This window comes from Streptomyces griseorubiginosus (genome assembly GCF_036345115.1).
Classification (GTDB): domain Bacteria; phylum Actinomycetota; class Actinomycetes; order Streptomycetales; family Streptomycetaceae; genus Streptomyces; species Streptomyces griseorubiginosus_C.
The window spans coordinates 380,767-402,103 of the sequence record NZ_CP107766.1; the positions used below are offsets into that span (position 1 = coordinate 380,767).

Consider the following 21,337-nt stretch of genomic DNA (forward strand, 5'->3'; position numbering starts at 1 on the left):
GTGACGGCCGCTGCCGTGGTGGTCCTGGCTCGCGCTGCTCCGCGGCGGTGTTCCGGTCGCGGTACCCCGGTGGATGCGGTCCTCACCTGTTTCGCGTTCTCAGTGAGGCCGTTGGAGTGATGCATCGATTGTGCGTCGGTGTCACGCGGCGCACTCGGCCGGATCGTCCGCGCCCAGCCGGCCGGCGAGGCGGCGCAGGCCGCGGCGGGCGTGGCTCTTGACCGTCCCCAGGGGCCAGCCGGTGAGCTCGGCGATCTGGGTCTGGGTGAGGTCGTCGTAGAAGGCGAGGTTGAGCACCCGGCGCTGCGGGGGCGGCAGGTGGGCCATCTCGTCGGCGAGCAGGACCCGGTCTATGGCCGTCTCCGGCAGTACCGCCTCGTCCTCGGCCCGCAGCAGCAGCTGGGCGCCGGCGGCTGCGACGAGTTCGGAACGGCGGGTGCGGGCCGCGAGTGCGTCGGCGATCTTGCGCCGGGCGATGCCGGTGAGCCAGCCGGGCAGGGTGCCGCGATCCGGGGCGAATCCGGCCCGGCCCCGCCACGCGGCGAGGAACACCAGCTGGGTGACGTCCTCGGCCTCTCTGGCGTCCCCCAGCGAGCGCCGGGCGAGGGCGTGCACGAGCGGGCCCCAACGGCGGTGCACGACCGTGAGGCATGCCTCGTCCCCGCTGAGGAACCCGTCCACGAGCGCGCTGTCGTCGACGCCGTCGTCGAGGTCCGCGCCGGTTCGCTGTGCGGTCGTCATCGTCACTCCTCCGCTGGGCCTGGTGGTCGCCGAGAGCGACCGCAGCTCTTTCACCCTGCGGCTTCGACCAGGGAGGAACAACTCGCATCGACTCTGCATCGAATTGCCGCGAGCGGTTTTCGACCGCCCGCATCCGACTCCCCTTCCGGGGGCGAACCGGTCATGACGACGCCAGCTCTGATCACGAGGGTCTCTATGAGGGGAACCGGCATGAGCTCCACCGTGGCGAAGGATCACCGCGCGGACCGACATCCGTGCGCGGACCCGGACGCCGAACACGTCTCCCCCGCTCCGGCGCGGCGGGCGGCCGGAGAGCGGGACCACGGCCGCGACGACGGGGTGCGCGCAACGCCGCCCGCGACGCGCCCGGCGTACGGGGACGACCCGCGCGCCGTGGACGCGGACGTCACCGGCGCGGTGCGCACGGTGCTCGGCGACCTGCTCGCCGGGCAGGTGGCCGCGGCGGAGGCCGTGGACCCGCTCTTCGGCGCGGACCTGGCCACCCGGGTCGCCCGCTTCACCCAGGGCGGCGGCAAGCTCGGCCGCTCCCGCTTCGTGTGGTGGGCGCTGCGGGCCTGCGGTGGCGCCGAGCCCTGGCAGACCCACGCGGCGCTGCGGATCGGAGCGGCGCTGGAGCTGATCCAGACCTGCGCCCTGGTCCACGACGACGTGATGGACGGCGCGCGCTCGCGCCGCGGGCGGCCGGCGCTGCACGTCGACGTGGCGCAGCAGTACGCCGACGGGCCGCACGGCGCGCGCCTCGGGGAGGCTTCGGCGATCCTCGCCGGTGACCTGGCCCTGGCCTGGGCGGACGACGTCATCGCGGACACGGAACTGCCGCGGGCCACGGCACGGCGGGTACGGGAGCTGTGGCGGGCCATGCGGACGGAGATGGTGGCCGGGCAGTACCTGGACGTGCAGGGTGAGGCCACCGCGGAACGGTCGCTGGCCCGGGCCGTCCGGGCGGCCTGTCTCAAGAGCGCCCTGTACTCCGTGGAGCGCCCGCTCGCGCTGGGGGCGGCTCTCGCCGGGGCCGCTCCCGACGCCACCCGGGCCCTGTGCTCGGCGGGCCGCTGCGTGGGGCTGGCGTTCCAGCTGCGGGACGACCTCCTCGACGTCTTCGGGGACCCGCGCGAGACCGGCAAGCCCGCCGGCGGTGACGTCCGCAGCGGCAAGCCCACCTACCTGGCCGCCGTGGCCCGCGCACGGGCCGAGGCCTCCGGTGACCGGCGTGCCCTCGACGTCCTGCACCGCACGCTCGGCCACGCGGACGCCTCCCAGGCCCAACTCGCCGCGGTGCGCGCCCTGTTCGTGGCGACCGGCGCGTGCGACACCGTGGAGGAGAAGATCCGCAGGCTGACGGCCCAGGGGCTCCGCCACCTGAACTCGGCGGTGCTCGAACCCGAGCCCGCGAGCCGTTTGGAGGCCATGCTGCGCTCCGCGACCGGCGTCCCCGGCAGCACGGCCTCCGACGTCGTGGACGTGTCCTCGAGACTCGCGGCCCGCGACGGGGACACCGCGCCCCCGCCGCCAGGGGGCGCAGAGCCCGCCCCACCGCCAGGAGACACCGCGGCTTCCGACGACGAAACCGGCACCGCGGTCACCGCAACCGAGAGGTCCGCCCGATGACCCGTACCGTTCCCGGCCGCACCGACCACGTCGTGGTCGTCGGTGCGGGGCTGTCCGGACTCGCCGCCGCCCTGCATCTGCTCGGCGCCGGGCGCCGGGTGACCGTGGTGGAGCGCGAGGCGCTGCCCGGCGGCCGCGCCGGGCGCGTGGTCCGCGGCGGCTACCACCTCGACACCGGGCCCACCGTGCTGACGATGCCGCACCTCGCCGACGAGGCGTTCGCCGCCGTGGGCGACAGCCTGCGCGCACGGGTGGACCTCCTGCCGCTGCACCCGGCCTACCGGGCCCGGTTCGCCGACGGCAGCACCCTGGACGTCCACACCGGCGCCGAGGCGATGGAGGCGGAGATCGAGCGCTTCGCCGGGGCGCGCGAGGCCGACGGCTACCGGCGCCTTCGCACCTGGCTGGAGAAGCTCTACCGGGTACAGATGCGGCGGTTCATCGACGCCGACTTCGACTCGCCCCTGAAACTGCTCCACCCGGACCTCGCCCGGCTGGCCGCCCTCGGCGGCTTCGGACGCCTGGACGCGCGCATCGGACGGTTCCTGAGCGACGAGCGGCTGCGGCGCGTCTTCTCCTTCCAGTCCCTGTACGCGGGCGTGGCGCCCGAACGCGCCCTGGCCGCGTACGCCGTCATCGCCTACATGGACACGGTGGCGGGCGTCCACTTCCCGCGCGGCGGCATGCACGCCCTGCCCCGGGCGATGGCCGACGCCGCCGCGGACGCCGGGGCCGAGCTGCGGTTCGGGGAGACGGTCACCCGGCTGGAACGCTCCGGGGAACGGATCACGGCCGTCGTCACCGACTCCGGCCGGATCGCCTGCGACGCCGTCGTCCTCACCCCCGACCTGCCCGTCACCTACCGGCTGCTGGGCCGCGCGCCCAGGCGCCCGGTGGGGCTGCGGTTCTCGCCCTCCGCCGTGATCCTGCACATCGGCACCGACCGCACCTGGCCCTGGCTGGCCCACCACACCCTCTCCTTCGGCACGGCGTGGCGGCGGACCTTCTCCGAACTCACCGAGACCGGCCGCCTGATGAGCGATCCGTCCCTGCTCATCACCCGCCCCACCACCACCGACCCCGGCCTCGCCCCACCCGGCCACCATCTGCACTACGTCCTCGCCCCCTGCCCGAACACCGCCCTCGGCCCCGGCGCGGCCGAGTGGCGTGAGCTGGCCCCCCGCTACCGCGACAGCCTCCTCACCGAACTCCAGCGGCGCGGCCTGGACGGCATCGCCGACGCCATCGAGGAGGAGTGCCTGGTCACCCCGGCCGACTGGCAGGCGCAGGGCCACGCGGCCGGCTCGCCCTTCTCCGCCGCCCACACCTTCGCGCAGACCGGACCGTTCAGGCCGCGCAACGTGGTGCGCGGCACGGTCAACGCGGTCCTCGCCGGCTGCGGCACCACACCCGGCGTCGGCGTGCCGACCGTGCTGCTGTCGGGCAAGCTCGCCGCGGCGCGCATCACCGGCGGTGCCCGCGCCGGGCGAGCGCGCCCCGCCGTACGGGAATCCCGGGAACGGAGGCCGGCATGACCGACCGTGAGCTCGACGCGGCCGGCGTCACCGATCCGGCGCTGCGGCAGTCGTACACCCGGTGCCGGACGCTGAACGCCCGGCACGGCAAGACGTACTTCCTCGCCACCCGCCTGCTGCCGCCGGCACGGCGGCCGGCCGTGCACGCGTTGTACGGGTTCGCCCGCTGGGCCGACGACATCGTCGACACGCTCGACGGTACGACCACCGCCGCCGAGCGCGCCGACCGGCTGACCCGTCTCCAGCACGAGCTGGAGTCGGGACTGCGCACGGGCGACAGCGCCGAACCCGTCGTCCGCGCCCTGGCCGACACCGCGCGGCGCTACGCCATCGACCACCGCCACTTCACCGACTTCATGGCCGCGATGCGCGCCGACCTCGACATCACGGGCTATGCCACGTACGCCGATCTGCGCACCTACACCTACGGCTCGGCGGAGGTGATCGGGTTGCAGATGCTCCCGGTGCTCGGCACGGTCGTCCCGCGCGAGGAGGCGGCACCGCACGCGGCGGCCCTCGGTGTGGCGTTCCAGCTGACCAACTTCCTCCGGGACGTGGGCGAGGACCTCGACCGCGGCCGTGTCTATCTGCCCGCCGACCTGCTGGCCGCGCACGGCGTCGACCGGCGGCTGCTGCGCTGGAGCCGGGACACCGGACGGCCCGACCGCCGGATCACCGCGGCGCTGCGGGAGTTCGAGCAGCTGACCCGCGGGATCTACCGCGAGGCCGAGCCGGGCCTGGCCATGCTCGCCCCGGTCTCCCGCCCGTGCATCCGCACCGCCTTCGTCCTGTACGGCGGCATCCTGGACGCGGTCGCCGCCGACGGGTACCGCTCGGTGCAACGCCGAGCCGTGGTCCCGCGGCGCCGCCGTGCCGTCGTGGCCCTGGACGGCCTGGTCCGGGTCGGCACTGCGCGGCTGCGGCACAGGTCGGCCGGAGTACCACCGGTGTCCGGTGTGCCGGCCGAGACGTCCCCGTCCACGCGGAGGGTCGCATGACATCCCGTCGGCACACGCAACGCAGGCGCTACCCGCTGTCCCTGCGGCGCCGCCCGGTGCGGTGGGAGGAACAGCGGCCGACCTGGCGGCAGGCCCGGCCCGCCCTGATCGCCGAGGCACTGAAGCGGGCCCAGGCGCGCCCGTCCGGCAACTGGTACGTCGTCGGCGCCGCACGGGACGTACGCGGCGACCGGCCGCTGTCGGCGACGGTGGCCGGGCAGGAAGTGGTCGTCTGGCGCACCGCCGACGGCAAGCTCGCGGGAGGCCCCGGCATCTGCCCGCATCTGGGAGCGCCGCTCGCCGACAGCCCGGTGCGCTGCGGCACCCTGGTCTGCCACTGGCACGGACTGGCCCTGGACGGCGGCCCGTTCGCCGGCTGGGAGCCGCTGCCGCTGTACGACGACGGGGTGCTGGTCTGGGTGCGGCTGGACCCGGTGGGCGGTGAACCGCCGACGCCGGCACCGGTCGTGCCCGCCCGGCCGGAGCTGTCGCGCTCCGTCGCCGCCGTGTACTCCGTGGTCGGGATCTGCGAGCCGGAGGACGTCGTGGCCAACCGCCTCGACCCCTGGCACGGGGCCTGGTTCCACCCGTACTCCTTCGTCGACCTGACCGTGGTGGACACGCCCGGCGCGCAGGGCGCGGACGAAGAGGGGGCGGGCGAGGACGGGTTCACCGTCGACGTCTCGTTCAAGGTGGCCGGGCGGCTGGTCGTGCCGGTGCGGGCGGTCTTCACCACGCCCGATCCCCGGACGGTCCTCATGCGCATCACCGAGGGCGAGGGCCTGGGTTCGGTGGTCGAGACGCATGTGACTCCGCTCGGCCCGGACGCCTCGGGCCGGCCGCGCACCGCCGTGGTGGAGGCGGTCGTGGCCGCCTCCGAGCGCCCCGGTTTCGCGGCGGCCCGCGCCCTGCGCCCGGTCCTGCGCCGCGTGATGACGGCGGGAGCGGCACGGCTGTGGCGCGACGACCTGGCGTACGCGGAACGCCGCTGGCTGCTGCGGTCCACGGGCCGCTTCCCGGGGTGACCGAGCCGCCGGGTTCAGTCCGACCGTCAGGGGACCGCGTCGGGGTGGTCCGCCATGTAGTCCTGGAGTACCGAGAGGAAGCTCGGGTCGGGGTCCAGGCCCAGTGCGGTGGCGCGCCGGTGGTCGAAGACGGCCGGCCAGGAGCCGACGATCGCCTCGACGGCCGGGTCGGGCGCGAGGCTGACCCGGTCGGCGACGGTGTCACCGGCCACCTGCCGCAGGGTGGCGAGCATCTCGGCGACCGAGACGGTCAGTCCGGGAAGGTTGACCGGCAGCGGGCCCTCGAGGCGCCCCGGTCCGGTGCCGCGTTGCGCCTCGGCGACCCGGAGGATGCCCGCGACGGTACGCCGGGGTGAGGAGAGGGCCACGGTCAGGGCGGGGTCCACCGGGCAGACGGCGGGCAGTCCCGCGAGCGGCTCGCGCACGATGCCGGACAGGAAGCCGGAGGCGGCCGCGTTGGGCCTGCCCGGCCGTACCGCCACCGTCATCAGCCGCGCGACCCGCCCGTCGACGAAGCCGCGGCGGGTGCAGTCCGCGATCAGGTGCTCGCACATCAGCTTCTGGGTGCCGTAACTCGACCGCGGCACCGGCAGTGTCGTCTCGCTGACCGCCGGTGGCAGGGGCAGGTCCGGATGGGAGCCGTAGACGGCAATGCTGCCGGCGAACAGCAGCCGCGCCACCGGTCCGCCCGAGCGGGACTGCGCCCGTGCCGCCTCCAGCAGCGCGCGGGTGACGTCCACGTTGGCGCGCATCCCGAGGTCGAAGTCGGCCTCGCACTCGGCCGACACCGCGGCGGCGAGATGGAACACCACGTCCACCGGCTGGGCGAACACCGTGTCCAGGTGCTCACCCAGCTCCCCCTCCACCACCTGCACCGGCGCCCCGCCCACCGCCTCGGGCCAGGCAACGCGGTCGACCAGGACCAACCGGCCGACCGGCCTGCCCGCGAAGGTCCCCGCCCGCAGCAGTGCGCGGACCAGCAGCCGCCCGAGAAACCCGGACGCACCCGTCACGACGATCCTCATCCGTTCGTCTCCCTCGCAGGCGGCTCGTGGCACCGACGTCCTACCCGGACCCCTTTCGATGTCCTACCCGGCTCCCCACCGACGACCGCCGATGTCATCGGCGAACCGTCACTCGTCGACGACGGACCCGAAGTGGGCGCCATGGGCGCTGCCGCCGAGCGCGGACGCGCCGTAGGAGCGGGAACCGTCGGCGAGCAGGCCGTTGCCGCTCGCGGGGAGGAGCCACACGGCGCCGTCGCCGGCGTTCTCGTCGGGGGCGGCGGCCACGAGTTCGGCGCGGCCGTCGCCGTCGGTGTCCACCAGACGTACCTGGGCGCCCCAGGCGTCACCGGCCTCGGCGGCGCCGGGGATGCCGGGGGTGTTCTGGTCGAAGGACTGGGCGCCGCTGCCGGTGAGGCCGTCCTGCGTGCCGCGCAGCAGCCAGACCGCGCCGGCGTCGGCCTCGCCGTCCGCGTCCTCTCCGGGGGACCCGACGGCCACGTCGGCGAAGCCGTCACCGTCGACGTCGGCGACCGACAGGTCGTTGCCCCACGCGTCGCCCTGCTCCGCGGCGCCGGGTACGCCCGGGGAGTTCTGCGACCACCACTGCGGGGCGGTGCCGGGGCCCTCGGTGCCGGCCAGGCCGTCCCCGCCGCCGTAGTAGACACCGACCAGACCGCCGGGGGCGTCCGCGTCGCCGGCCGTCTCGTCCACGCCGCCGCGCTGTCCGACGACGAGGTCGTCGTGGCCGTCGCCGTTGATGTCCCCGGAGGCCGTGCCCAGTCCGCCGTGCAGGTCGCGCTGGAAGCTCAGGCCCTCGGTCCCGCCCGCGTAGTAGGCGGACCAGCCCTTGGCGTAGTCGTCGTCGGGGCTGTATCCGGAGACCACGAGGTCGGCGAAGCCGTCGCCGTCGTAGTCGCCGGTGGTGAGGTAGGCGCTCTGGAGGGTGTGTCCGGTGGAGCGCGGGGTGCCGACCTGGCGCAGGACGCCGGCGTGGTACGTGAAGACGTGCAGGCCGGTCTTCTGGTCCAGGACGACGAGCTGGTCGGCGACGGTGTCCCCGGTGAACCGGGCGGCGGCCACCGCGAGGCCGAACCGGGCGCCCGCGGTGGGCGTCGCCGCGGTGACACTAGCGGTGCGCTCGGTGCCGAGGCCCGTCTTCGACCCGTACAGGACGGTCACGCGGCCCGCGTCCTCGGCGGTGCCCTCGTCCTCGCCGGGCGCGCCGACGACCAGGTCGTCGAAGCCGTCGCCGTCCAGGTCGCCGCTCGCGACCGCCTGTCCGAAGCGGTCGCCGGTCTCGGAGGTGCCGGGTACGCCCTTGCTGGACTGGCTCAGGAGCTGGACCTCGCCCTTGGGGACGGTGGTGTTGGTGCCGATGCCGTTGGGCGCGCCGTACTGGACGGTGACGTATCCGGCGCCTTCCTCGCCGTCGACGGTGCCGTCGGGGACGCCGGTGACGAGGTCGGCGTAGCCGTCGCCGTCGAAGTCGTCGTTGCGGTCGACGGCGGCGGTGCCGCCGGGGACGCCCGCGAACGCGGTGGGTGCGGCGAGGATGCCCGCGCCCGCCAGCAGCAGGAAGGAGGCGGCCGCGACGGCGGCGGAGCCCGCGGTACGGCGGGTGGTGCGCGCGGTGAAGCTCATGTCTGTTTCCCCCGTGGAAGATTGACGCTCTGCCAGTCGGACGGTCTTGGTTCCGACGCGAGGTTCGACACGGGTGGCACGGCGTGAGTTGTGGGGTCGCCGCTTGCTGTGACACAGCGGTGACAACTGTTGCGGGGCTGCGACGGCGGGCGGCGGACAAGGCGGCTGACCTGCGGATAACGGGGCATACCACGCATGCCGGATGAGTATCGGCGTGCTGAACTGGTGAAAGATTGACGGAAGTTGTGAAGAGCGACAAGAATGCGGCTCGCTCACTGTGACTGAAGTGAGCGAAGTGACGCGAGTGGCTCGGCCACGGCATTCCCCTTCTCCGCCGACACCGGCTGCTCGCGTCCTGCCACCTCCCACACTCTCATCCGCAAGGGCAGATCTTGACGCGCCTTTCACGCTCCAGAACGTCGGCCGCCTTCGCCGCCACCGCCTTCGTCGCCACCGTCACCCCGCTGTTCGGGGCCACCGCCGCGAGCGCCACGCCCGCCGGCGGCTGCCAGTCCGCCACGGTCCAGTACCGCCTCGTCGACGCCGCCGGAAAGCCGGTCGGTGCCGACTGGACCTCCCAGGGCGGCTTCCACCAGTGGAAGGACGCGCCCGGCACCGTCGAGGTGCGGCTCGCGCCGGGGCAGACGGTCGGCGACGGCTGCAAGTACCCGGTCTCACTGGCCGAATACACCACCGAGGGACCGAACTGGTACACCTCCGGTCTCCAGACGCTCGTCGACCACGCCACGGTCTACCTCGGCGCCGAGGACCTCCCCGGTTCCGACGACGCCAAGCGGACCTGGCAGAAGCTCACGGTCAAGGCGCCCGACTGCTACGGGCAGATCGACCTGTACGGCGACGACGTCATCTACGACGGCAAGTCGGGGGACGGGCACGGGCCCGCGCCCTACCAGCCCGACAACGTCGTCACGCCCTACCACCTGATCGCGGCGTGGAACGGCGGCGACAAGTCGTGCACCCCCGAGCAGCCGAGCTCCCCCACGCCGCCGGCCTCCCCGTCCACGCCGGACAACCCGAGCAGCCCGCCCGCGAGTGAGCCGCCCGCGGAGACGACCCCGCCGGCCACGTCCACCACCCCGCCGCCCAGCTCCAGCACCCCGCCGACCACTCCGGACGTGCCGCCGCTGGAGTCGACGCCGCCGACCGCCCCGGCGCCCTCGCCCAGCGACAGCACCCCGCCGCTGGCCGAGACCGGCTCCAGCGCGCCGGTCGGGCCGATAGCCGCCGGCGCCGCCGCGGTGATCGCCCTGGGTGCCGCAGCGCTCTACGGCACCCGCCGCCGCGCCCGGCGCTCCTGACCGGGTGACCGGCGGGCACCTCGACGCGGTGAACCGCTGACGCAGCTTCGCCCCGGGCCCGGACACACGCCCGGGTGACCGGGACACGGGTCCGGGGCGAAGCTGCCGTCGCGGCGCCGGTCGTACGTTCTCAGGCGGCGCCGGAGACTCCCGGGGCGACGAAACGCCGGTACAGGGGGCTGAAGCCGGTCTCCGGGGCGCCGCTGATGCCGGCCTTCTCGACCGCGGGAGCCAGTCGTTCCGCGAAGAACGCCTGGAAGGCCTGCTCCGACTCCCAGACGTCGATCACCTGCAGGCCCCGCTCGTCGAACCAGGCCACATGGACCTCACCGCCGACCGGCGCGGACTCCTCCCAGCCGACGGCCTCCCGCACCACGTCGTACTGCTCGGGCGTGACCCCGGCCCAGTTCATCGACATCACCACGGACATGCCCCACCCCTTGGTCGCTTCCTCGCATCGTCCCGCGGGACGAGACCCGGGACGAGCAGCGTGCGGGGGCGTGACGGAGCGGCCCGGCGCCCCCGCACGCGGGCGCGTGAGGGCCGGTGTCTCAGCTCTTCCGGCGAGGACCGCTGTCGGCGAGGCCGCCGGCGCCGAGGGGGCCGGTGTACTCCACGGGCTCCTCGGCCTCCAGGCGGGGCAGCGAGCGGCGCGCGACGCGCAGGACGACCGGTGGCAGGGCGGCGCGCAGCGGCTGGGTCAGGCGCAGCCATGCGGGCGCGTACACGGCCGTACGCCGTCGCTCCAGGCCCTTCACCAGCCGGGCGGCGACTGTGTCGACGGGGTACACGCGACCGGCCGGGCCGGGCATGGCGGTGCGCAGTTCCCGCAGGACGGCGTACCGGTCGGCGTCGCGGATCATGTCGGTGTCCGTCCAGTTGAGGTAGGCGATCCCCACGCCCACGCCCCGGTGTGCCACCTCCGCCCGCAGGGAGTGCGCGAAGGCCTCGGCGCCCGACTTGGAGGCGCAGTAGGCGCTCATCAGGGGGGCCGCGCCGATGGCGGCGAGCGAGGCGACCTGGAGGAAGTAGCCCGCGGTGTCGAGGAGATCGGGCAGGAACGCCCGGGCCGTGTGGGCGCTGCCGATGAGGTTGACCTCGACGACCCGGCTCCAGGCGGCCGCCGTCGAGGCGAGGAACGGGCCGCCTTCGGCGATACCGGCGTTCGCCACGACGGCCGAGGGGCGTCCGAGGCGGTCCCGTACGGCGTGGGCGGCTGCGGTCAGCGCGTCCGGGTCGGTGACGTCGACCTCGACGGCCAGGGCGGGTCCGGGCAGGCTCGCGGCGACCGTTTCCAGGAGGGCCTTCTCGTGGCCCAGCAGCGCCAACCGGGCACCGCGGGCGGCCATTTCGCGGGCCATGGCCGCGCCCAGCCCCCGGGCCGCTCCGGTGACGACCACCGTGCGGCCGGCGAGCGGACTGCTGTGCATGGGCGGGTCCTTCCGTCGGGGCGGCGGGGCGGCGGGGCGGCGGGGCGGCGGGGCGGCTTCTCAGATCTCGGGGTCCGGCAGGCGGGAGACGTGGTCGGGATGGCCGGATGTACGGCGTTCCTCCTTCATCTCCGCCTCGTACAAGTGGTCCCGGCCCTGGGCGAGTTCCTGCACCGCGGTCGTCTCCAGCCGCTGGAAGGGCCGGTAGTAGGTGGCGTTGTAGGCCTCGACGATCTGGAACGTCCAGTGCCCGGGGATGACATTGCGGCCGAGGATCTCCGAGCGGATCTTCGCGGCCCACTCGGGATGCCCCGCCTCCTCCAACAGCCTTACGGCTCGGTCCAGTTGCAGGTCGGCGGTGCCGGTCATCTGGTGGAAGTCGTACAGCCGGCCCCTGGCCCGTTCGGTCGTCTCCAGTGCCTTGGACAGTGCCCCGAGGGCCTCGACGGTCGTGTCGTCGACGCCTGCGGGGCGCCGGTGGTCGCGGTCGGGGCCGTCGTGGGCCTCCTCCTGCTCGTTCATGGGTCTCCTCGACGGTGCGGCCGCCCCGGTGGGGCGGTGTCGTGCGGTCACTGTCTGGTTCCGGTGCGGTCGCGGCGGGTCAGCATGCGTTGGGCGCGGGTCAGGCCGGGGGGCCGGTGGCGGTGCAGGGCGGCCCGGGCCGCGTTGGCGCCGGGCGCGCCGTGGACCCCACCACCCGGGTGGGCGCCGGAGGAGGCCAGGAACAGGCCGGGGACCGGGGTCTCCGGGCGTCCGGTGCCGGGCACGGGGCGGAAGACGAGCTGCTGGTGGAGGGCGGTCGTGCCCCCGTTGATGGCGCCGCCGTACAGGTTGGCGTCCATGGCCTGGAGGGTGGGGGGCGCGAGGACGCGGCGGGCCCGGACCAGGGCGCGGAAGCCGGGTGCGAAGCGTTCCACCTGGCGTTCGACCCGGTCGGCCATGAGCTCCTGTTCCTTGGTGTCCCAGCGTCCGGTGATGCCCTCGTCGGCGGCGTCGGCGGCGATCTCGTGCGGGATGTGGGTGTAGGCCCAGGCCGATTCGGTGCCCTGCGGGGAGCGGGTGGCGTCGGAGGTGGTCATCTGCCCGAACAGCAGGAAGGGGCGGTCCGGGACCTGCCGCATGGCGATCTGGGCGGCGAAGCGGGTCAGCTCGTCGACTCCGTCGGCGAGGTGCACGGTGCCGGCCCGGGACGCCGCCTCGGCCTGCCAGGGCACCGGTCCGTCGAGCGCCCAGTCGACCTTGAAGGTGGCGAAGTCCCACTGGAAGCGGCGCAGGTCGTCCAGGAGCTGCGCGGGCAGGTGCTCGGGGTCCACGAGGCCGCCGTACAGCGCGGGCACCGACACGTCCGCCAGCACCGCCCGGCGGGCCGGTACCGCGTCGCCCGCCGCCGTACGGACACCGACGGCCCGTCCGCCGCGGACGACGACCTCGTCGACGCGCTGTCCGCAGCGGACCCGGCCGCCGAGGGAGTGCAGGCGCCGGGTCAGTGCCTCGGTGAGGGCGCCGGAGCCGCCGACGGGGACGGGGAAGCCGTACGTCTGTCCCAGCATGGCCATGAGCCAGCCGAAGCCGCCGCTGCCGGCCGACTCCGGGGCGAGGTCGGCGTGCAGGGCGTTGCCGGCCAGGAGGAGGCGGCCGCCCTGTCCGCGGAACTCCTCCGCCCCCATCCGCCGTACCGGGAGGGCCAGGGTGCGGGCGATGCGCAGGCCGCCCGCGACCCGTAGCCGCCACGCCATGCGGGCCGTCGCACGGACCGGCGGGAAGGGCGTGAACAGGGCGTCCAGGAGGTCGGGGCGCAGGCGCTGCCACATGTCGTGCAGGCGTCGCCACGCGTCCCCGTCGCCCGGCGCGAAGGCGTCGAGGGACGCGGCGGTGGTGTCGAGGTCGCGGTCCAGGAGGGCGCAGCTTCCGTCGGTGAGGGGGTGCGCGAGCACGCTGGGGGCGTGGCCCCACCGAAGTCCGTGGTCCTGAAGGCGCAGGGCGGCCAGCACCGGGGAGGCGGCCGCGAGCGGGTAGAAGGAGCTGAAGAGGTCGTTGGCGAAGGCGGGGTCGACGCCGTGGTCGTGGCGGACGGCGCCGCCGGGCTCCGGCTGCTCCTCCAGCACCTCGACGCTCCATCCGGCGTCCGCCAGCACATTGGCGGCCACCAGCCCGTTGGGGCCCGCGCCGATCACCACGGCGTCAGGCATGACCGGGCCTCTCCGCTCCCGATCCGTCCCGGTCCACCGCGACGAGATGGGGCGCCCCCCGGGTGCCTCGGGCATCCGACTCGTCCGGCTCCGGGTGCTCGCAGAGCCGGGCGAGCCGGGCGAGCATGGTGCGGTGGCGCAGCTGGATCAGCGCGTCGAATCCGACGTTGTGGAGCGTGCCGCCCGCCCCCCGCAGGGGGTGCTCGTCCACGATGACCAGGCAGTGCTCGCCCCACTCCCGCAACTCGATCGCGATGCGTGCCGTGCCCAGCACACCGGCGTGGGCTTCCAGCTCCAGCGTGACGCCTTCCTCGCAGTGCCGTACCACCGTCTCGTTGACCAGGCGCAGCGGGCCGAGCGGGACCTGGAAGCGGATCGCCGCGTCCCGGTGCGGCCACGTGCCGCGGACCGGCTCGGACTGCGAGGTTCCCACGACCCAATCGGCGTAGCGGTGGCCGTCCGCGAGGACGTCCCACACCGCGCTCGGGCTGACTCGGATCAGACGATGACGACGGGCCACGAATACCTCCCGGACGGCCTCGGACGGGGTGCCCTGCGGCCTCGCCCCGAGTGCCCGTACATCCGGGGCCCAACCCGAAGCGGGGACCTCGTCCCTTTCGGTGCGTTGTGGAGAGGACTTCGGGACCCACCCCCTGTTCGGATGCGGTGCGGGCTCCCTACGTCTCGCGCGATGACCTGCCCTCCCGTAGGGTCGCTGTGCCGCCCTGGCAGAACCGCCCGTCAAGGCAAGCCGCGCATTCGTCCTGGCTCGACCGATGAGGAGTGCCCATGTCCGGACAGTTCGAAGCGGTGGTCGAGGTCGACCGGCCCGTCAAGGAGGTGTACGAGTACCTCGCCGACGGGCGCAACGACCCGCAGTTCAGCCCCCGGGTCCTCAAGATCGAGCGGATCCCCGAGACGCCGACCGCCGTGGGCACGGTCTTCCGGAGCACCGTGAAGGACGCCGGTATGAAGTCCGCCCGGGAGTTCCGCATCACCGAGCTCGACGCGCCGGTGAAGATCCGCTGGGCCGAGGTGTCCAAGAACAGCGTGACCGTGCGCGAGGGCGGCTACGACCTGGAGTCCCTGCCCGACGGCAGGACCCGTGTCCGCATCTTCAACGTCCTGGACGGCCATGGACTGGGCAAGCTGCTGGTCGGTCTGGCACTGGCCGCGGCCCGCAAGGACGCGCCGGCGTTCGGGGCGCGGATCAAGGCGGCCGCGGAGAGGGCGATCCCGGCGAGCTGACGACGGGCCCTGCCGTGCCGGATCCTTCAGGGGTACGGCCGTGGCGGCGCCCGCCGCAGGGGCTCTTCGGTCTACGCGGGCGCGGCGTGCGGGCGCAGGACCATGAGGGAGTCCTCCTGGGTGGCCGCCATGGCGAAGGGGAACCGGTCGAGTTCGAGGCAGAGGGCGACGTCGTCGGCGTGGACGCCCTTGCGGACGCCTTCCGCGAGTTCGGTGGCGGCACGCGACTCGGCGGCACGGCGGAGGAACTCCGCCGCGTCGGTTCCCGGGTCGGTGACACGGCGAGCGATGTAGTGGGCGCACGCCAGATCCTCGTCGGCCCGTCCGTCCTCGCCCGTGACCACGAAGGTGACGGCGCCACCCCCACGGGCCCGGAGAAGCCGGACCGTCGCCTCCGCGACCACGAAGGAGGCGCAGAGCACCAGCGACGCCTCCCTGACGGCCAGTGCGCCGACCGTCCCGGCCGTGGTCTTCTGCACCACGGTCCGTCCGGCGAGATCGAGGGAGCGCAGCAGGCCGGGCGAGTTGACGATGTCGAAGCCGGGCGCGGGCGGACCGTCCTTGAGCGCCACCCAGTCGGGGTGGCGCTCCTTCAGCGCCAGGGCCTCGTCCAGGGACTCGGCGAGCACGATCTTCTCCGCCCCCTGACCGAAGGCCCACGCGGCCACCGTGAAGGCCCGCATGACATCGACCACGACGGCTACGGACGGGACTTCGGTCAGTTCGGCTATGCCGAGGAAACGAGGGTCCATCCGACGATGATCGCGCACGCAGGGGTGGTCGTCGGTGAATTTCCGGCCTGCGGAAAATCCCGCGCTCCTCCCGCGTCCGCCAGGCAGGATGCCCACGTGGACCACATCCTGCGCGGGCTGGCCGCCAATCCCGCCCTGTCGTCAGCTCTGGTGGACCGGCTCGTCGCCATCGCGGACGACGACATCGCCGAGGGCCTCGCCTGCCGGACGGACCTCAGCCGTGCGCAGGCGGTGGCGTTGGCGCGGCGTGTCGAGGGGAGCGCTCGGGCGCTCGCGAACGAGGGGCTGCTGACCGCCGACGACGTGGATCCCGCCCTCTGGCCCGATGCCGCTCTCGCCCTCCTCGAACACGGGGCCGGACGTCCGGAGTGGGCGCGCCTCCTGGTGGCGGACCCGGCCCGTGAGCGTCGGGAGAAGTTGGCGGGCTGCCGGGGGCTTCCGTCGGACGTGGTGGACAGGCTCGCGGCCGACCCTGACGTGCAAGTCGTCGCCGAACTCGCCCTCGCGGCCCCCGCGGACGTGGCCGAGAGGCTGGCGGCGCACCCGCACGCGCTGGTCCGTGCCGCGGTGGCGGTCAACGAGGCGACTCCCCCGGCCGCACTGGCGGCACTGGTGACCGGTGTGGGCCTCCCCCCGGCGCGGCACTGTCTGGTCTGCGACCGCGAGGAGACTCCCTTCGTCCACGATCCGTTCTGCCCACGGCTCGACTGCGAGCTGCCTCCGGGCGCCTCCTGCGACGGCTCGCACGAGTCCACCGTGCAGGACATCCAGCACGCGGCGATCGGCAATCCGGCCACCCCGGTCGCGGCCGTGACCGAGTTCGTGGACCACCCGTCGATGCTGTTGCGCTGGGCCCTGGCCGCCCGCCGGGACCTGCCCCTCCGGGTGTGCGCACGGCTGGCCGCCGACCCCGTTCCCGGAATCCGCGCCGACCTGGCCCGGAACCCCGCGCTCGACGACGCCCTGATGCGCGAGCCGGCCGGCGACCCCGACCCCGAGGTGCGCCGCGGGCTCGCCCACCATCCGCGTATCCCGCTCGACCTGCTCACCGAACTGGCTCGCAACGTCAGGATCGGCGCGACCCTGCTGCCCCGGGTCGCCGCCGCCTCTCCCGCCGAGGTCGCGGCGCTCGCCGAGTCGGTGGAGCCGGCCGCGCGCATGCTCGTGGCCCAGCGACGCGATCTGCCGCCCGCGATACTCGACCGGCTGGCCGACGACCCCGACGCCAAGGTGGTCAAGGCCCTCGCCCCGCATCCGGGGCTCGCCGAGGGGCAGCTGCGCTCCATGGTCGACCGGCACGGGGTCCGTGTCCTCGCCAAGGTGGCGGCCAATCCCGACGCTTCCCCGGCCCTGCTGGAGGACCTGGCCCGCCACGAACCTCCCGTGCACCGGGTGTTCCGTGAAGTAGCCCGGCATCGCCGAGCGACGGCCCCCGCGCTGCTCCTCTGCCTGCCCGACGAACGCGCGAGGCCCGTCGCCGCCGGCCATCCCGCCCTCCCGCCGCCGGTCATCACGGAGCTCCTCGCCGACCCGGACGAACGGGTGGCGGAGGCGGCGGCGGCCAACCCGTCCCTGCCGCCCGCCGTGATGTCGGAGCTGCTCCTCGACGTGTGAGCGAGGATCCGCGGAGTCCTGACCAGGCACGGTCAGCGGTCCCCCGGGCCCGTTCGCAGCAGAGCCACCCCGAGCGGGGTCAGGGTGTGCAGGACCGTGTTGGCATGGCGGTGGCTGGTGATCAGGCCGGCGTCGCGCAGTACGGCGGTGTGATGGCTGGCCGTCGTGGGGGTCACGCCTACCCGGTGGGCGGCCTCGGTGGTGGTGGAGCCGGTCGCGCTCGCTCTCAGGACGGCGGCGCGGGTGGCGCCCAGCAGCACGTTCAGCTGTGGGGAGTCCGCCTGCGGGGGCGTCGGCGGCAGGTGCGGGAGGGGGTAGAGGAGTACGGACGGGAGCCCGGGGTCGGCCAGGGCGATGGGCGCCTGCCGGCAGATATAACCGGATGACGGGTGACCGATGACGGGTCGGCGGGCCCCTGAAGTCCCGCCGTGCCGCCGTCCCGCGGACGCGCGACCGGCTACGCCGTCGCCAGCGCCTCCGTCGGGGTCAGGCGGGCGGCGCGGACGGACGGGTAGAGGCCGGCCAGCATGCCGATCAGGATCGCCCCGGCGAACCCGGCGGTCACCGAGGTGAGGGGGACGACCGGCGGCCAGTGCTGGTGGGTGGCGTAGGCGTAGGTGGCGAGGGTGCCCAGGGCGACGCCGGCCAGGCCGCCGAGTCCCGACAGGACGACCGACTCGGTGAGGAACTGGGCGCGGATCTGGCCCCGGTTGGCGCCGAGGGCCCGGCGCAGACCGATCTCCCGGCGGCGTTCGAGGACGGAGATGACCATGGTGTTGGCGACTCCGATGCCACCGACGAGGAGAGCGACCCCGGCGAGTCCGAGGAAGAGCGCGGAGAACGTGGACTCGGTGGCCCGCTTGGCGGCCAGCGCGTCGGACGGCCGGCTCACCTGGACCACTCCGGGCAGTTCGGGGTTGACGGTGGCGGGCAGCACGTCCCGTACGGCTTCGATCCGCGACTCCTTCGCCTTGAGGTAGATCACGGTCGGGTGCCCGTCGAACCTGAGCAGTGAGCGCGCCGCCTCCCAGCCGACCAGCACCGAGCGGTCGATGTCCGGCGACAGCGGGGTCTTCTCCAGGACGCCGATGACCGTGAACCAGTGGCGGTCGACGTAGATCTGCGGGGTGCTCTGCCCGGGGGTGATCTTCGGGATGCCGAGCCGCGAGGCGGCGACCGAGCCGAGGACGGCCGTCGGGAAACTCTGCGTGTCGGCGCTGAGGAACTGGCCCGAGCCGACCTGGGCGTTGATCGTGCGCAGCAGATCGGATCTGCTCGCCAGGACGGTCAGGCCGGTGTAGTCGGCGGCGCCCTGGCGGTCGTTGCGGAGGACCTCGGTGTGCGTGTTGGCGACCGCGCTGGCCGCCGTGACGGGCCCGATCCGGCGGGCCATGTCCACCGATTCCGGTGGCAGCAGCACGGGTGGGTCCTGGCGGGCGGGCACGGCCTGGAGCATGTCGGTGCCCAGCGCGGAGAGCTCCCGCATCAGGGCCTTCTGGCTGGACGCCGGGATTCCGGTGACGACGATGAGGGTGGCGATGCCGATCGAGATGCCGAGGGCGGACAGGGCGGCCCGCACCTTGCGGGTGCGGATGCCCAGCAGCCCCAGGCCCAGGATGTCCAGCGGTGCCAGCCGTACCGGCCTGCTGCCGGCGCCACGGCCGGCGGTCCTCGTCGGGGTGATGGTCATGACCAGCTTTCCGTACGGGCGTACGTGTCGGTGCGGACGTCGGAGCGGAGGCGGCCGTCGCGGATCTCCACCCGGCGGGGCAGCTGGGCGGCGATGTCCCGGTCGTGGGTGATGACGGCGATGGTGGTGCCCTCGCGGTTCAGCGCGGTCAGCAGATCCAGTACGGCCACGCCGTTCGCGGTGTCCAGGGCGCCCGTGGGCTCGTCCGCGAGGACCAGGACGGGACGGTTGACGAGCGCGCGGGCGATGGCCACCCGCTGCCGCTCGCCGCCGGACAGCTGCTGCGGGAGATGCCGGGCCCGGCGGGCGAGGCCCACCCGGTCCAGTGCCTCCAGGGCCAGCGCGCGGCGCCTGCGGCGCGGCACGCCGGCGTAGAGCAGTCCGGTGGCGACGTTCTCGGCTGCGGTGAGCCCGTCGGTGAGGTGGAACTGCTGGAAGACGAAGCCGAGTCGGCGTCCCCGCAGCGCCGACAGCCGGCGGTCGGAGAGGTCCGCGACGTCCTGGCCGCCGATCTCCACGGTGCCGCTCGTCGGCCGGTCCAGCGTGCCCATGATGTTGAGCAGGGTCGACTTGCCCGAGCCGGACGGGCCGACGATGCCGAGCAGTTCGCCCTGTTCGACGGTGAGCGAGACGTTGTCGAGCGCCGTGACCCCGCCCGGGTAGACCATGCTCGCGCCGCGCACCGCGAGGACCGGGGGCGCGCCGAGTTCCGGCCGCGTGCTCATGACGTGGTCACCACCTTGGTCCCGGCGCTGATGCCCGCGCCGCTGACCTCCACCAGACCCTTGGAGAACATCCCCGTCTTCACGGCCACCAGCCGGCCGCTCGGCAGCTGGACGCCGTAGCCGCCCTCGCGCAGGGCCAGCAGGGCGCCGACGGGCACGGTGAGCACGCCCTTGTGGGTCTCTGAGGTGAAGCGCACCCGCACGGGGGCGGAGTTCAGTCCGCGCACCGCCGCGGTGTCGCGCAGGGCGATGCCGACGGTCAGCCGGGGCTGCCCGGCGGTGTCGTCGCCGCTGGACGCGTCGCCGGTGCGGACGGTGGCGCCGACGGCGGTGATGGTGCCCCGGGCCGTGGAGTCGTCGGGCAGCGTCACGGTCACCGCGTCGCCCCGCTTCATCGAGCCCGCCTCGTCCGGATCCACCGGCACGGTCACCGACTTGGTGGTGGAGGTGACCGTCATCAGGGTCCCGTCGGCCGCGTCGGCGAGCTGTGCCTGGACGCCGTCGACCCGTACGGCACCGGACAGCACCGCGATGTCGCCGGCGCCCAGCACACCGGTGGCCGGCATACCGGTCGCGGTCTGCCACCGCTTGACGGCGGCCACGAGAGCGGCGGTCAGGACTGCGTCACCACGCTTGACCTGAACCGGAGTTGCGGAAGGAGAGGGGGCGGCGCTCGATGCGGGCACCGCCGAAGACGTACCGGAAGGCACCGGCTCGCTCGTGGCCGGTTCCGGGGTGACCCACGTGCCCGCCGCGGGCTGTGCGCCGATGTCGTACCCGAGTTCCCTGAGGTTGTCGGCCACGGTCTTCACGTCCGGGCCGGTGGTGCCCCTGGCCTCCAGGGTCCGGTACAGCGGTGTGCCGCCGTAGAAGACCGGCACCGGGACGTTGTCGACCCGGTACAGCGGCTCGCCGCGCTTCACCGTCGCCCCCGTCGGCGGCAGCCAGGTGATCAGGCCGGGTCTGCCGCCCTTCACCGTGGTGGCGCGGCCGTAGCCGAGATTCCCGTCGAGTGTCCGGGCGTTGGAGAGGTCGCTCCTCGTCACGACGGCGGTCGCGGTACGGACGGCGTCGCCCTTCGCGCTGTCCGCCTTCCCGTCGTCCTTCTGCCACGCGGTCACGGTGAACGCGCTCGCCACGACGACCGCCGACGCCACCACGGAGACGACCAGCCGCCGTCCGCCCGGCCGCCGACCGGTCCCGGTGTCTTTACTTGTCTTCACCGAACGCCTTCACCTGGCACTGGAGTTCGTACTCGTCGTAGTGGGGGCGGTTCATCTCGTCGCCGGTCTCCAGGGCCCAATTTCCTTCGTAGACCAGGGCCTTGATGCCGTGGCTCTTCATGCACTGCACCATCTCGCGTACGTCGTCGCTGTAGTCCGGGTTCTTGGAAGGGTCCAGCTCCGGCGGATTGAGCGGCTCCTTCCCCTTGCAGGCCAGCACCGAGGGGTCGTTCGGCTTGCGCTTGTACTTCTCCGCCGCCCCGTGGTCCTTCAGACACGCGAGCCAGGCGTCGTACAGGCGGTTGACCTCCTCGTTGGTGCTGTCCAGCCGGATCTGCGGCCGGCCCGCGTCGGGATCGGCGCTCGCGCTCGCCGAACCGCCGTCCGCCGCCGGTGTGGTGAGCGAGGCGACCTCGCCGTCACCGCCCTTGCCCGCGTCGTCGTCTCCGCCGACGCCCCCGCAGGCGGTCAGGAGGAGCAGCCCGGCCGCGCCGACGGAGGTGAGGACCGCGGTTCGTCTGAAGAGGTTCAACATGGCGCAGACCATGGCCCGAAGTTATGACGATCCTGT

The 21,337-nt window shown here is 74.0% G+C and carries 21 protein-coding genes; 7 read left to right on the top strand and 14 right to left on the bottom strand.

Going from position 1 to position 21,337, the window contains the following annotated elements:
- Positions 1-141: 141 nt before the first annotated feature.
- A complete protein-coding gene (locus OHN19_RS01805; protein ID WP_330262374.1) occupies positions 142-741 on the bottom strand; it encodes an RNA polymerase sigma factor in 600 nt (199 codons plus the stop codon).
- A gap of 210 nt (positions 742-951) precedes the next feature.
- Here OHN19_RS01805 and OHN19_RS01810 point away from each other — a divergent pair, with 210 nt between their 5' ends.
- The 4 genes from OHN19_RS01810 to OHN19_RS01825 are packed head-to-tail and all read left to right on the top strand — an operon-like array spanning position 952 to position 5,928.
- Positions 952-2,370 carry a polyprenyl synthetase family protein gene (locus tag OHN19_RS01810; RefSeq protein ID WP_330262375.1) on the top strand — a complete coding sequence of 473 codons (1,419 nt, stop codon included), beginning with the start codon at positions 952-954 and terminating at the stop codon, positions 2,368-2,370.
- Positions 2,367-3,905: a phytoene desaturase family protein gene (gene crtI / locus OHN19_RS01815; protein ID WP_330262376.1), complete on the top strand. Its 1,539-nt coding sequence runs from the start codon at positions 2,367-2,369 to the stop codon at positions 3,903-3,905. The genes OHN19_RS01810 and crtI overlap by 4 nt, the downstream gene beginning before the upstream one ends.
- The gene (locus OHN19_RS01820; protein ID WP_330262377.1) at positions 3,902-4,903 is read left to right on the top strand and encodes a phytoene/squalene synthase family protein; all 1,002 of its coding nucleotides are present in this window, start codon (positions 3,902-3,904) and stop codon (positions 4,901-4,903) included. The genes crtI and OHN19_RS01820 overlap by 4 nt, the downstream gene beginning before the upstream one ends.
- On the top strand, positions 4,900-5,928 hold the full coding sequence (locus OHN19_RS01825) for a DUF5914 domain-containing protein (protein ID WP_330262378.1): 1,029 nt from the start codon (positions 4,900-4,902) through the stop codon (positions 5,926-5,928). Before OHN19_RS01820 ends, OHN19_RS01825 begins: the two co-directional genes overlap by 4 nt.
- Before the next feature lie 26 nt (positions 5,929-5,954).
- On the opposite strand, the gene denD is transcribed toward OHN19_RS01825, so the two are convergent.
- Together denD and OHN19_RS01835 are read right to left on the bottom strand one after the other, a co-directional pair.
- A complete protein-coding gene (denD, locus tag OHN19_RS01830; RefSeq protein ID WP_330262379.1) occupies positions 5,955-6,953 on the bottom strand; it encodes a D-erythronate dehydrogenase in 999 nt (332 codons plus the stop codon).
- 108 nt (positions 6,954-7,061) lie between these two features.
- Positions 7,062-8,576: an FG-GAP and VCBS repeat-containing protein gene (locus OHN19_RS01835; RefSeq protein WP_330262380.1), complete on the bottom strand. Its 1,515-nt coding sequence runs from the start codon at positions 8,574-8,576 to the stop codon at positions 7,062-7,064.
- A gap of 392 nt (positions 8,577-8,968) precedes the next feature.
- On the opposite strand from OHN19_RS01835, the gene OHN19_RS01840 reads away from it, so the two are divergent.
- Positions 8,969-9,895, top strand: coding sequence for a hypothetical protein (locus OHN19_RS01840; RefSeq protein ID WP_330262381.1), 927 nt, complete (start codon positions 8,969-8,971; stop codon positions 9,893-9,895).
- A gap of 130 nt (positions 9,896-10,025) precedes the next feature.
- Here the strand turns inward: OHN19_RS01840 and OHN19_RS01845 are convergent, their stop codons facing one another.
- The 5 genes from OHN19_RS01845 to OHN19_RS01865 all read right to left on the bottom strand — a co-directional run bounded on the left by OHN19_RS01845 (position 10,026) and on the right by OHN19_RS01865 (position 14,034).
- Positions 10,026-10,325, bottom strand: coding sequence for a hypothetical protein (locus OHN19_RS01845; RefSeq protein ID WP_330262382.1), 300 nt, complete (start codon positions 10,323-10,325; stop codon positions 10,026-10,028).
- A 121-nt stretch (positions 10,326-10,446) separates the two neighbouring features.
- The gene (locus tag OHN19_RS01850; RefSeq protein WP_330262383.1) at positions 10,447-11,325 is read right to left on the bottom strand and encodes an SDR family oxidoreductase; all 879 of its coding nucleotides are present in this window, start codon (positions 11,323-11,325) and stop codon (positions 10,447-10,449) included.
- Between the two features lie 60 nt (positions 11,326-11,385).
- Entirely contained in the window at positions 11,386-11,847 is a 462-nt protein-coding gene (locus OHN19_RS01855; protein ID WP_330262384.1) for a hypothetical protein, read from the bottom strand.
- A 47-nt stretch (positions 11,848-11,894) separates the two neighbouring features.
- Positions 11,895-13,514 (bottom strand): NAD(P)/FAD-dependent oxidoreductase, encoded by a 1,620-nt coding sequence (locus tag OHN19_RS01860; RefSeq protein WP_330262385.1) that lies wholly within the window; start codon positions 13,512-13,514, stop codon positions 11,895-11,897.
- Positions 13,507-14,034, bottom strand: coding sequence for an SRPBCC family protein (locus tag OHN19_RS01865; RefSeq protein WP_330262386.1), 528 nt, complete (start codon positions 14,032-14,034; stop codon positions 13,507-13,509). The genes OHN19_RS01860 and OHN19_RS01865 overlap by 8 nt, the downstream gene beginning before the upstream one ends.
- 269 nt (positions 14,035-14,303) lie before the next feature.
- Here OHN19_RS01865 and OHN19_RS01870 point away from each other — a divergent pair, with 269 nt between their 5' ends.
- Complete coding sequence (locus tag OHN19_RS01870) at positions 14,304-14,762, top strand: SRPBCC family protein (RefSeq protein WP_330262387.1); 459 nt, start codon at positions 14,304-14,306, stop codon at positions 14,760-14,762.
- Between the two features lie 71 nt (positions 14,763-14,833).
- On the opposite strand, the gene OHN19_RS01875 is transcribed toward OHN19_RS01870, so the two are convergent.
- Positions 14,834-15,514 carry a 2-phosphosulfolactate phosphatase gene (locus OHN19_RS01875; RefSeq protein WP_330262388.1) on the bottom strand — a complete coding sequence of 227 codons (681 nt, stop codon included), beginning with the start codon at positions 15,512-15,514 and terminating at the stop codon, positions 14,834-14,836.
- Positions 15,515-15,610: 96 nt separating this feature from the next.
- Between OHN19_RS01875 and OHN19_RS01880 the strand changes: the two genes are divergently transcribed.
- On the top strand, positions 15,611-17,128 hold the full coding sequence (locus tag OHN19_RS01880) for a hypothetical protein (RefSeq protein WP_330262389.1): 1,518 nt from the start codon (positions 15,611-15,613) through the stop codon (positions 17,126-17,128).
- A gap of 32 nt (positions 17,129-17,160) precedes the next feature.
- On the opposite strand, the gene OHN19_RS01885 is transcribed toward OHN19_RS01880, so the two are convergent.
- The 5 genes from OHN19_RS01885 to OHN19_RS01905 all read right to left on the bottom strand — a co-directional run bounded on the left by OHN19_RS01885 (position 17,161) and on the right by OHN19_RS01905 (position 21,301).
- Positions 17,161-17,388, bottom strand: a complete 228-nt coding sequence (locus OHN19_RS01885; RefSeq protein ID WP_330262390.1) for a helix-turn-helix domain-containing protein — start codon at positions 17,386-17,388, stop codon at positions 17,161-17,163.
- A 197-nt stretch (positions 17,389-17,585) separates the two neighbouring features.
- The gene (locus OHN19_RS01890; RefSeq protein WP_330262391.1) at positions 17,586-18,818 is read right to left on the bottom strand and encodes an ABC transporter permease; all 1,233 of its coding nucleotides are present in this window, start codon (positions 18,816-18,818) and stop codon (positions 17,586-17,588) included.
- Positions 18,815-19,543 (bottom strand): ABC transporter ATP-binding protein, encoded by a 729-nt coding sequence (locus OHN19_RS01895; protein ID WP_330262392.1) that lies wholly within the window; start codon positions 19,541-19,543, stop codon positions 18,815-18,817. Before OHN19_RS01895 ends, OHN19_RS01890 begins: the two co-directional genes overlap by 4 nt.
- Positions 19,540-20,766: a hypothetical protein gene (locus OHN19_RS01900; protein WP_330262393.1), complete on the bottom strand. Its 1,227-nt coding sequence runs from the start codon at positions 20,764-20,766 to the stop codon at positions 19,540-19,542. The genes OHN19_RS01895 and OHN19_RS01900 overlap by 4 nt, the downstream gene beginning before the upstream one ends.
- The gene (locus tag OHN19_RS01905; RefSeq protein ID WP_330262394.1) at positions 20,753-21,301 is read right to left on the bottom strand and encodes a hypothetical protein; all 549 of its coding nucleotides are present in this window, start codon (positions 21,299-21,301) and stop codon (positions 20,753-20,755) included. The genes OHN19_RS01900 and OHN19_RS01905 overlap by 14 nt, the downstream gene beginning before the upstream one ends.
- Positions 21,302-21,337 lie beyond the last annotated feature (36 nt).

Coding starts and splice junctions, on each gene's coding strand:
- OHN19_RS01860 (WP_330262385.1), bottom strand. CDS start 13,514: ATGCCTGACGCCGTGGTGATCGGCGCGGGCCCCAACGGGCTGGTGGCC.
- OHN19_RS01855 (WP_330262384.1), bottom strand. CDS start 11,847: ATGAACGAGCAGGAGGAGGCCCACGACGGCCCCGACCGCGACCACCGG.
- OHN19_RS01835 (WP_330262380.1), bottom strand. CDS start 8,576: ATGAGCTTCACCGCGCGCACCACCCGCCGTACCGCGGGCTCCGCCGCC.
- denD (WP_330262379.1), bottom strand. CDS start 6,953: ATGAGGATCGTCGTGACGGGTGCGTCCGGGTTTCTCGGGCGGCTGCTG.
- OHN19_RS01870 (WP_330262387.1), top strand. CDS start 14,304: ATGTCCGGACAGTTCGAAGCGGTGGTCGAGGTCGACCGGCCCGTCAAG.
- OHN19_RS01850 (WP_330262383.1), bottom strand. CDS start 11,325: ATGCACAGCAGTCCGCTCGCCGGCCGCACGGTGGTCGTCACCGGAGCG.
- crtI (WP_330262376.1), top strand. CDS start 2,367: ATGACCCGTACCGTTCCCGGCCGCACCGACCACGTCGTGGTCGTCGGT.
- OHN19_RS01820 (WP_330262377.1), top strand. CDS start 3,902: ATGACCGACCGTGAGCTCGACGCGGCCGGCGTCACCGATCCGGCGCTG.
- OHN19_RS01905 (WP_330262394.1), bottom strand. CDS start 21,301: ATGTTGAACCTCTTCAGACGAACCGCGGTCCTCACCTCCGTCGGCGCG.
- OHN19_RS01805 (WP_330262374.1), bottom strand. CDS start 741: ATGACGACCGCACAGCGAACCGGCGCGGACCTCGACGACGGCGTCGAC.
- OHN19_RS01810 (WP_330262375.1), top strand. CDS start 952: ATGAGCTCCACCGTGGCGAAGGATCACCGCGCGGACCGACATCCGTGC.
- OHN19_RS01875 (WP_330262388.1), bottom strand. CDS start 15,514: ATGGACCCTCGTTTCCTCGGCATAGCCGAACTGACCGAAGTCCCGTCC.
- OHN19_RS01845 (WP_330262382.1), bottom strand. CDS start 10,325: ATGTCCGTGGTGATGTCGATGAACTGGGCCGGGGTCACGCCCGAGCAG.
- OHN19_RS01825 (WP_330262378.1), top strand. CDS start 4,900: ATGACATCCCGTCGGCACACGCAACGCAGGCGCTACCCGCTGTCCCTG.
- OHN19_RS01895 (WP_330262392.1), bottom strand. CDS start 19,543: ATGAGCACGCGGCCGGAACTCGGCGCGCCCCCGGTCCTCGCGGTGCGC.
- OHN19_RS01890 (WP_330262391.1), bottom strand. CDS start 18,818: ATGACCATCACCCCGACGAGGACCGCCGGCCGTGGCGCCGGCAGCAGG.